8 protein-coding genes are annotated in these 8,690 nt (G+C 67.9%); 2 read left to right on the forward strand and 6 right to left on the reverse strand.

From position 1 onward, the window contains the following. Nucleotides 1-38: 38 nt before the first annotated feature. Complete coding sequence (locus AB0B82_RS30675; RefSeq protein ID WP_360176352.1) at nt 39-1,004, forward strand: LLM class flavin-dependent oxidoreductase; 966 nt, start codon at nt 39-41, stop codon at nt 1,002-1,004. A gap of 44 nt (nt 1,005-1,048) precedes the next feature. After that, entirely contained in the window at nt 1,049-2,029 is a 981-nt protein-coding gene (locus tag AB0B82_RS30680) for an aldo/keto reductase (RefSeq protein ID WP_360176355.1), read from the forward strand. Here the strand turns inward: AB0B82_RS30680 and AB0B82_RS30685 are convergent. The 6 genes from AB0B82_RS30685 to AB0B82_RS30710 all read right to left on the reverse strand — a co-directional run bounded on the left by AB0B82_RS30685 (nt 2,011) and on the right by AB0B82_RS30710 (nt 8,424). Beyond that, nucleotides 2,011-2,388 carry a MerR family transcriptional regulator gene (locus tag AB0B82_RS30685; RefSeq protein WP_360176358.1) on the reverse strand — a complete coding sequence of 126 codons (378 nt, stop codon included), beginning with the start codon at nt 2,386-2,388 and terminating at the stop codon, nt 2,011-2,013. The genes AB0B82_RS30680 and AB0B82_RS30685 overlap by 19 nt on opposite strands. Nucleotides 2,389-2,443: 55 nt before the next feature. After that, a complete protein-coding gene (locus tag AB0B82_RS30690) occupies nt 2,444-3,316 on the reverse strand; it encodes a carbohydrate ABC transporter permease (protein WP_360176361.1) in 873 nt (290 codons plus the stop codon). After that, nucleotides 3,317-4,255, reverse strand: a complete 939-nt coding sequence (locus AB0B82_RS30695; RefSeq protein WP_360176364.1) for a sugar ABC transporter permease — start codon at nt 4,253-4,255, stop codon at nt 3,317-3,319. It abuts the gene before it with no gap. After that, nucleotides 4,252-5,520, reverse strand: coding sequence for a sugar ABC transporter substrate-binding protein (locus AB0B82_RS30700; RefSeq protein WP_360176367.1), 1,269 nt, complete (start codon nt 5,518-5,520; stop codon nt 4,252-4,254). Before AB0B82_RS30700 ends, AB0B82_RS30695 begins: the two co-directional genes overlap by 4 nt. A gap of 91 nt (nt 5,521-5,611) precedes the next feature. Further along, nucleotides 5,612-7,627 carry a hypothetical protein gene (locus AB0B82_RS30705; protein ID WP_360176370.1) on the reverse strand — a complete coding sequence of 672 codons (2,016 nt, stop codon included), beginning with the start codon at nt 7,625-7,627 and terminating at the stop codon, nt 5,612-5,614. Nucleotides 7,628-7,779: 152 nt separating this feature from the next. Further along, on the reverse strand, nt 7,780-8,424 hold the full coding sequence (locus AB0B82_RS30710) for a hypothetical protein (RefSeq protein ID WP_360176373.1): 645 nt from the start codon (nt 8,422-8,424) through the stop codon (nt 7,780-7,782). Nucleotides 8,425-8,690 lie beyond the last annotated feature (266 nt).

Below are 8,690 nucleotides of genomic sequence, written 5' to 3' on the forward strand. Positions count from 1 at the left end.
TACCCTGAGGCTCCCTGTCAACGGAAGGTGGCACCCCGATGCGGCTGGGTCTGTATCTGAACCTCTACGGCACCCCGGACGAACGGCCCCAGCTGGCCGACGCCGTCGAGCAGGCGCGGCTCGCCGAGCAGGCCGGGTTCGACTGGGTCGTGCTGGGTGAACGGCACCTGCATCGGCCCGGGTACCACGAGATCCTGACGTCGATGACGTGGCTGGCCGCGCACACCTCGCGGATCGGCATCGCCACCGCCGGCATCGTCACCCCGTTGTACGACCCCGTCGTCCTCGCCGAGACGCTGGCGCACCTCGACGTCCTGTCCGGCGGCCGCCTCACGGCCGGGTTCGTCCTGGGGTACCGCCCGGAGGAGTTCGCGCTGTACGGCGTGCGGCAGTCGGAGCGGGTCGCACGCTTCGAGGAGGGGCTGGAGATCCTCACTCGCCTGTGGACGTCCGACGAGGTCACCTACGACGGCAGGTTCACCAAGATCCAGGACGCGTACCTCTCGCCGCGCCCGGTGCAGTCGCCCCGCCCACGGATCTGGAACGGCGGCCGCGTGTCCGCCGTACTGGAGCGGACGGCGCGGATGTGTGACGGGTGGACGACGTCGTTCAACGAACTCGATGCCGATCTGCCCCCGAAGATCGAGGAGTACCGGTCGTACCCGCGCGGCGCCGCATCGCTCGGGCAGGAGGTCATCCTGTGCCGGGAGGGGTACTGCGCGCCGACGTCCCAGGACGCGCGGCAGGCGCTCGAGGAGCCGCTGCGCGACCTGTACGACGCCTACACCGGCTGGAAGCGGACGTCGACGGACGTGTCCCGCTACACCCAGGGCTGGGACGAGATCGTGGACCGCAGCGTGATCGGGTCGCCGCAGCAGTGCGCCGAGCGGTTGGCGCACTACGAGGCGATGGGCGCGGACGGCGTCATCCTGCGCATCCAGCCGCCCGGAATGCCCCAGGCGGACGCGCTCAAGGCCATCGAATCCTTCGGGCAACTGCTGTGACCAACGCTTGAACTGGAGCGCACTCCAGCACCTAGTTTCGGTTCATGGACTACAAGCGACTCGGAACAACAGGACTCAAGGTCAGCGAGCTGTGCCTCGGAGCGATGATGTTCGGGGGCCGGACCGACGAGCAGGACAGCCGCAAGATCCTGCAGACGTTCACCGACGCGGGCGGCAACTTCATCGACACCGCTGACGTGTACAACGCCGGTGGGTCCGAGGAGGTGCTCGGGCGCTGGCTGAAGACGCAGCAGCGGTCGGACTATGTCGTCGCGACCAAGGTGTGGGGCCGGATGAGTTCGCAGCCCAACGATCAGGGGCTGTCCCGCAAGCACATCTTCGACGCGGTCGACGCGAGTCTTCGGCGCCTCGGCACCGACTACATCGACCTGTACCAGCTGCATCTGTGGGACGACGACACCCCGCTGACCGAATCGCTGCAGGCGCTCGACGATCTCGTCCGGTCCGGCAAGGTCCGGTACACGGGCGTCAGCAACTTCTCCGGATGGCAGCTGCAGAAGGCGATCGACCTGTGTGCGCAGCACGGGTGGGCGCCGCTGTCCAGTCTGCAGCCGCTGTACACGCTGCTCGACCGGGAGGCCGAGTGGGAGCTGCTGCCGGTCTGCCGGAACGATGGGCTCGGCGTCATCACCTGGTCGCCGCTGCGGTCCGGCTGGCTGTCCGGGGCGTACCGGCGCGGTATGACGGCACCGCCTGAGGGCAGCAAGGTGTCGACGCCGGGTACGCACCGGTGGGACCGCTATGCGAACGAGCACACTTGGCGCGTGGTCGACGAGCTCGAAGCGGTCGCGGCGGAGGCCGGCCGGTCGATGCCGCAGGTCGCGGTGCGCTGGCTGATGCAGCGCCCCGGCGTCACGGCGCCGATCATCGGCCCGCGCACCTCGGCGTACCTCGACGACCTGCTCGGTGCCGCGGACTTCACGCTGCCGCCCGAGCTGATGGAGCGCCTCGACACCGCGAGCCGGCCGCCGCGGTCGCCGTACCCCTACTTCCTCGCGGACTGATCCCGGCTGTAGTACTCGATCTTGTCGTCGAGGACGTCGAGGGCCAGCTTGATCTTCTCGGCCTCGGCGCGCAGGCGGGTGCGGTGATCCTCGAGCAGCTCGACCAGGCCGGCCGAGCCGTTCGAGCGGTCCCGCAGCCGGCCGACGAAGCGTTGCAGGTCCGCGATCCCGAGACCCGCGTTGCGCAGGCAGACCAGCAGGCCGACCCACGCGACGTCACCGTCGGTGTAGATCCGCTGGCCGGTACTGGTCCGCTGAACAGGTCCGAACAGGCCCAGCTTCTCGTAGTAACGCAACGTGTCCAGACTCAACCCGGTCCGCTCGGAGGCTTCGGCCGGCGCGTACGTCGTTGTCGTCATACGTCCATGGTGGACCTCTCAGGGGTCCGCCGCTGTGAGGATGTCCACTTTCGAGCTATGCCTTCAAGCCAGACATCGCGATCGAGTCGGTGAGGTAGCGCTGGAGCAGGCCGAACACCAGCAGGCTCGGGACCACGGTGATGGTCGCACCGGCCATCACCTGGTTGATCGGCACGGCCTGGGTCTGGAGCGTGGCCAGACCGACGGTCAGGGTCTGCATCTCGCCGGACTGGCCGATGACCAGCGGCCAGAGGAAGTCGTTCCAGTGCCAGAGGAACACGAAGATGCCCAGTGTGGCCAGCACCGGCCGGACCAGCGGCAGCACGATCGTGGTGAAGATCCGCCACTCCGGCGCGCCGTCGATCTCGGCCGCCTCGAACAGCTCGTCGGGCAGCTGCAGGATGAACTGACGCATCAGGAACACCGCCTGCGAGTTCGCCAGGGTCGGCACGATCAGGCCCCAGTAGCTGTCCACCCAGTCGAGCTGGGCGACCAGGATGTACGACGGGATCAGCGTCGCCTGGAACGGCACCATCAAGGTCGCGATGAACGCCCAGAACATGATGTCTCGGCCGGGGAACTTCTTCTTCGCGAACGCGTACCCGGCCATCGCGGCGAACAGCAGCACGCAGACCACGGACACCAGCGAGTACAGCAGTGAGTTCAGGGCCCAGCGCGGGATGTCCGAGCTCGACAGCGTCCGGGAGAAGTTCTCCAGCGTGAAGTTGGCCGGGTTCAGCGCGTCCGGGAACGTCTGCCCGCTCGGCTGGGTGAATGCGACCAGCACCATCGCCGCGAACGGCACCACGGTGACGATCGCGGTCAGTACCAGCAGGGTCGGCAGGGTGAGCCGGGCCGCCGTACGGCGCCGTACCGGCGGGGAGTCGGCCACCGGGCGGACCGGCGGCCGATCGAGAACCTGGGCCATCTACTCGTCCCTCCCGACGAATCGGCGCTGCACGAGCGAGACGATCAGCACGATCAGGAACAGCACCAGACCGATCGCGCTGGCGTAGCCGAAGTCGAAGTACTTGAACCCGCTGTCGTACAGGAAGTAGACGAGCGAGTAGCTGGACCGCACCGGGCCGCCGCCGGTCATCACGAACATCGCGTCGAAGACCTGGAAGGCGCCGATGGTCTCGATCACCAGCACGAAGAACAGCACCGGCCGCAACTGCGGCAGCGTCACGTACCGGAATCGCTGCCAGGTGCCCGCGCCGTCGATCATCGCCGCCTCGAGGTACGACTTCGGCACCGCCTGCAGCCCGGCGAGCAGGATCAGCATCGAGTACCCGAAGCCCTTCCACGCCGACGTGACTGCGATCGACGGCAGCACGGTGCTCGACTGGCTGAGGAAGTCGACCGGACCGATCGAGAACAGGCCGAGGAAGGAGTTCAGCAGGCCGTCCTGCGCGTCGTAGATCCACCGCCAGATCACCGCGGCCAGCACGATGCTCGTCACGTACGGCAGGAAGAACACGCCGCGGAAGAAGCCACGCTGCCACACCGTCTGCTGCAGCAGGAGCGCGGTGCCGAGGGACAGCAGGACCGTCAGCGGAACGAAGATCAGCGTGTAGGTGACGGTGACCAGCAACGCCTCGTGGAACACCTTGTCCGACAGCAGCCGGGTGTAGTTGTCGAGCGCGATGAAGTCCCACTTGCCGCTGATCCGGTAATCGGTCAGCGAGAGCAGGAACGCCCCGATCGCGGGCAGGAACCGAAAAGCCAGGAACAGCACCAGCATCGGCGCCACGAACAGCAGGCCCACCCAGGGCCGGCGCCGCGGACCGCCGCGGGGACGGCGGGTCGCGGGTCCCGCCCGACCCGCGACCTCCGTCCCCACCGGCGCCGTAGGCGAATCGGTCAACGCTGCCTCGAGAGCAGTTCGTCGGCCTGCTTGGCGGCGTCGTCCAGGGCCTGCTGCGGCTGTTTCTTCCCGGTCAGGACGGCCTGGATCTCGGTGCTCAGCATCGACATCACCTGCCGCGCCGACGGGTTCGGCTCACCCGGTACGGCGAACTGCAAAGCGTCGCGGAACTTCGCCGCGTTCGGGTCCGAGGACTCGGCCTTGGCGTCCTTGCGCGGCGAGTAGAACCCGGACGCCGTGCTCAGCGCGTCCAGCTGCGCGGACTGCATCATGAACGACAGGAACTTCTTCGCGCCGTCGACGTTCTCCGATGCCGCGTTCACGACCAGACCGCCCGGCAGGCCGAAACCGACCTGCTTCTTGCCGGTCAGCGGTGACCCGAGCTCGACGTTCGCCGCGCCCCAGGTCTTCGTCACGGTCGCGACGTCGGCCGGCACGCTGGTCATCGCCATCGCGACCTGGCCCTTGCCGAACGGCGAGTCGGCGACCACGTTGCCCGCGGTCAGCGCGGTCTTCGGGATCGCGCCCTGGTCCCACAGGCTCTTCAGGAAGGTCAGCGCCTCCACGCCCGGGGCCTCGTTGAACTTGACGCTCTTGCCGTCGTCGGCGAACACCTTCCCGCCGGCCTGCCACAGCAGCGGGTAGAAGTTCAGGTTCAGCGTCGCCTCCGGCGAGGCGGAGTAGTCGAGCGTGGAGAACCCGGCGGCCTTCAGCTTCGGCGCGGCCGCCTTGATGTCATCCCAGGTGGCCGGCGGCGTGCTGATCCCGGCCTTGGCCAGGACGGCCTTGTTGTACATCGTCGTGGTGACGGTGTGGTAGATCGGGGCGCCGTACACCTTGCCCTCGACCGTCAGGCCCGGGATCGCGGCCGGCAGGAAGTTGTCCTTCTCCGGCTCGACCACGTCGTCGACCGGCTCCAGCGAGCCGCTCTTCACGTACTGCGGGATCTGGTCCGGGATCATCAGTAGAACGTCCGGCCCCTTCTTCCCGGAGAACGCGGCCGCGACCTTCTCCTCGCGGTTGGCCCACGGCTGGGCCTCGACCTTGAGGTCGACGTCGGTGTTGGCCGCCTCGAAGTCGGTCTCGACCTTCTTCCAGTACGCGTCACTGGCCGCCTGGTCGGCGATCACCGGGTACATCCAGAGCGTGACGCTCTTCTTCTCGGTGCCGGTGCCCGAGTCGTCACCCCCGCCGCACGAGCTGAGCGCGGCGGCGAGTACCAGTGCCGTGAGTGGTGCCGCGATGCGGCGGACGGTGGATTTCATCGCACCCCCTGGGTGTCCGGAGTCAGGGCCGGAAAGTGTCTGTCACCGAATAACGGTCTGGACCGAAAGTAGTCGGATGGAATTTCGGCTGTCAACGGCTGATATCAATCCGGAACAGCTCGGAGCCGGACGTCATCAGCAACTGGCGGTCTCCCCGGACGCCGAGCCGCCGGTGCGCGCGCTCCACGAACACGGTCGGCACCGCCTTCTTGCCCGGCGCGATCCGGTAGATCTTGTTCAGGTCGATGCTCACGTACACGGCCTCCTTGGTCGCGACGATGTCGCCGCTGGAGTTCGTGGCCCCGAGCGTGAAGGACTTCTTCAGCTTGCCGCTGTCGGGCGCCACCGCGAACACGGTCCGCCCGGCCACGCCCCAGAGCAGGCCGTCCGGCCCGATCGTGACCGCGGACACCGTCGCCCGGCCCGGTACCGGCACGGTTTCCCACAGTTTCTTCTGCTTGGCCACGTCCCACGCGAACACTGTGCCCGCTTCCCGGGTCGGCGGCGTGGTCGACAGGCCGCCGGCGATCGACGTACCGCCGTACACGATGCCGTTGCGCGAGGTGAGACCGAAGACGGATTCGTCCTGGACGACGTTGCGGTACTTCTCCGCGGTGTTCGTGGCCGGGTCGTAGATGACGAGCGCGCCGCCGAGCCGGTCGCCGTCCGGCACGGTGCCGATCGCGATCTTGCCGTTCACCTCGGTCAGCGCGCGGGCGCGGGTCTGCAGCAGGTCCGGCTTCAGGTTGAGCAGTTGCCTCGGGTTGTCCGGCGTACCGGGCGGGCCGGGGGAGTACTCCGGGCTGCTCCACGGCTGCGTGGTGTCGTAGGAGTAGAGCCGCGCTTCCGGGTATGCGCCGACCCACACCGTGCCGTCGGAGCCCTCGAGCAGCGCCTCCACCTGGGAGAAGCGGTTGAACTGCGCCTCTCCGGTCACCGGATCGACTACCGAGACGCCGCCGTTCAGGAATCCGCCGGCGTAGATCTTGTCCTTGCCGCCGGCCACCGACAGGATCTCGATCGGCTCCCGGCGGACCTTGGTCTGGAAGATCTCGGACTTGCCGGTCTGCGGGTTGTACCGGAACTCCTCGCCGCGCCACAGCGTGCCGACGACGCTGGTGCCCGGGTAGTCCGGGAGGTCCAGGTCGGCGTACCCGATCGAGCGGGCGTTCTGGATCCGGCCGGTGAACGTCAGGCCGGTGCCGGTCAGCGTCTTGGTGGCCGGGTCGTACTTCTTCAGCTCGCTGCTCTGGATCAGGTACAGCGAGCCGTCCGCGCCGATCGGCGAGATGTCCAGGCCGTGCGCGTTCGGGATCTCGTCGACCCAGGTCCGCGAGGCGATGTCCCAGACGTAGAGCGGGCCGGGGAACGCCGTACTGATCCGCGCGTACACGCGACCGCCGCGGGTGTTGAGGTCGTAGACGACCTTGTCGGACGGGTCGCCCAGACCGGGCGGCGACGGTACCTCGGTGATCGCGCCGGAGGCGGCGTCGACCTCCATGATGTGCGCGTCGGGCATCGTGCCGGCATACACCTTGCCGTCGGCGTAGTCGATGCTCTTCACGTACGTCTGGCCGGCCAGGACGGTGCCGTAGTCGCGGATCGACCCGGTGGTGTCGTCGTAGCGGAACACCTTCCCGTTCGGGTACGTACCGCCGTACACGTTGCCCTGGTCGTCGGTGGTGATCCGCCAGATGAAGGACTCGCTCGCGATCGGGCGGCCGAGGTCCTCGACGGCTCCGCCCGGGCGCAACCGGTACAGGTGGCCGTTGTTGTAGGTGCCGACGTAGATCGTGCCGTCCGGCGTCGCGGCCACCGCATAGCTGCCTTCGGCACCGGGCAATGCCAGTGAGAGCAGGCTTTCGCCGGTGGCCGGGTCGACGGCGTTCAGGTACGCCGGACTGCCGGTGGACACGTTCCAGATCGCGGTCTTGCCGTTCGGGCCAGGGGCGACGGTGCCTCCGATCAGCAGTACGTCGGACAGCGGCGTACCGAGGGAGACGACCGTGCCGACGGGTGGCCGTGGGCCGGCTTCGGCGGGTGTGGTCAAGGTGGCGACGAGCAGAGCGGTGAGGGCCAGTGCGAGAAGTGAGCGGACTGATCGCATGCGATGTGCCTCCGGGGTGCCGTATTTACGGTCCTGTCCGAAAGTACAGCCCTCGCGATGTGGGCAAGTCAACGGCTCGGCAAAATTTGCCAGTAGTGGCAACACGCGGTCCGGTTACGGCCTCGGCCGTTAAAAGCCGGCCGCCCGCCGGATCAGCGCCGTGGCAGCGCCGCGAGCAGGTTGTCGAGAGTTCCCCGGGTGGCGGCGAAGTAGCTGTTCTCGCGATGCAGGGCGTGGTGGAACGCGGCCAGCTCGGCGGGCGAGATGGTGTTCGAGAACGTGCTGATCTCGGTCAGGTCGAGCCGCCGGTTGAACAGGTGGACGGTGTCGCGCCAGCGGTGCAACTGGTTGACCAGGTCCGCGTCGCGATGCAGTCCGAGGGCGCCGGAGACCAGTGCGAGATCGACCGCAGACACCACCAGTCGCGGGTAGACCTGGCGGGAGTTCGGTGCGTCCGGCGAGAAGCGTTCGTCGTTGAGCAGCCGTCGGTTCTCGTACAGTTCGTCGGCGACGGCGCGCAGTACTTCGGTACGGCGTTCCGCCTCGGCCGTCAGCCGCTCGACGAAGATGCCGGTCAGCCCGGCGACCAGCGTCAGCGAGTTCACGGCCGGCTCCCAGCGCGAGTTCTCCGGCCAGCAGAACCAGATCACGCCGGGCACGAACGCCGGCGCGAGCAGACCGTACGCCGCGACGCTGACAACGGTCCGCAGGCTCGGACGAATCACGTCGACCAGATGATGGCCGGGGCGATGGTGTTTCCCGCGGGTGATCGGGGTGTGGGGTTGTTGGAGCCGCATTTGTGGAGGGTTTTCCCGCGTATGGCGGGCAATAGCCTCCAGTGTCGTGCGGAAAACTCTCCTAGGACAGTTTTCCGCGCGCGGCGAGCGGGGATGGTGTGACGTGGTGGCGTGGGGGTGCGGTGTGGTCGTAGGGGCTTCGGGGTTTTCGCCGCACGGTGGGTTCACCCATCGTGTTGTGGGTTCCGTACCCTTCACACGGGTCAGGAACCCACAACACCGGGGGGGCAACCATCGGGTGGGACCGCGCGCGGCGTCCAACGCGG

This window comes from Kribbella sp. NPDC048915 (assembly GCF_040649595.1).
Classification (GTDB): Bacteria; Actinomycetota; Actinomycetes; order Propionibacteriales; family Kribbellaceae; genus Kribbella.

Excerpts from the sequence above, each read along its gene's own strand:
- AB0B82_RS30675 (WP_360176352.1), top strand. The coding sequence starts at position 39 with ATGCGGCTGGGTCTGTATCTGAACCTCTACGGCACCCCGGACGAACGG.
- AB0B82_RS30700 (WP_360176367.1), bottom strand. The coding sequence starts at position 5,520 with ATGAAATCCACCGTCCGCCGCATCGCGGCACCACTCACGGCACTGGTA.
- AB0B82_RS30705 (WP_360176370.1), bottom strand. The coding sequence starts at position 7,627 with ATGCGATCAGTCCGCTCACTTCTCGCACTGGCCCTCACCGCTCTGCTC.
- AB0B82_RS30690 (WP_360176361.1), bottom strand. The coding sequence starts at position 3,316 with ATGGCCCAGGTTCTCGATCGGCCGCCGGTCCGCCCGGTGGCCGACTCC.
- AB0B82_RS30685 (WP_360176358.1), bottom strand. The coding sequence starts at position 2,388 with ATGACGACAACGACGTACGCGCCGGCCGAAGCCTCCGAGCGGACCGGG.
- AB0B82_RS30710 (WP_360176373.1), bottom strand. The coding sequence starts at position 8,424 with ATGCGGCTCCAACAACCCCACACCCCGATCACCCGCGGGAAACACCAT.
- AB0B82_RS30680 (WP_360176355.1), top strand. The coding sequence starts at position 1,049 with ATGGACTACAAGCGACTCGGAACAACAGGACTCAAGGTCAGCGAGCTG.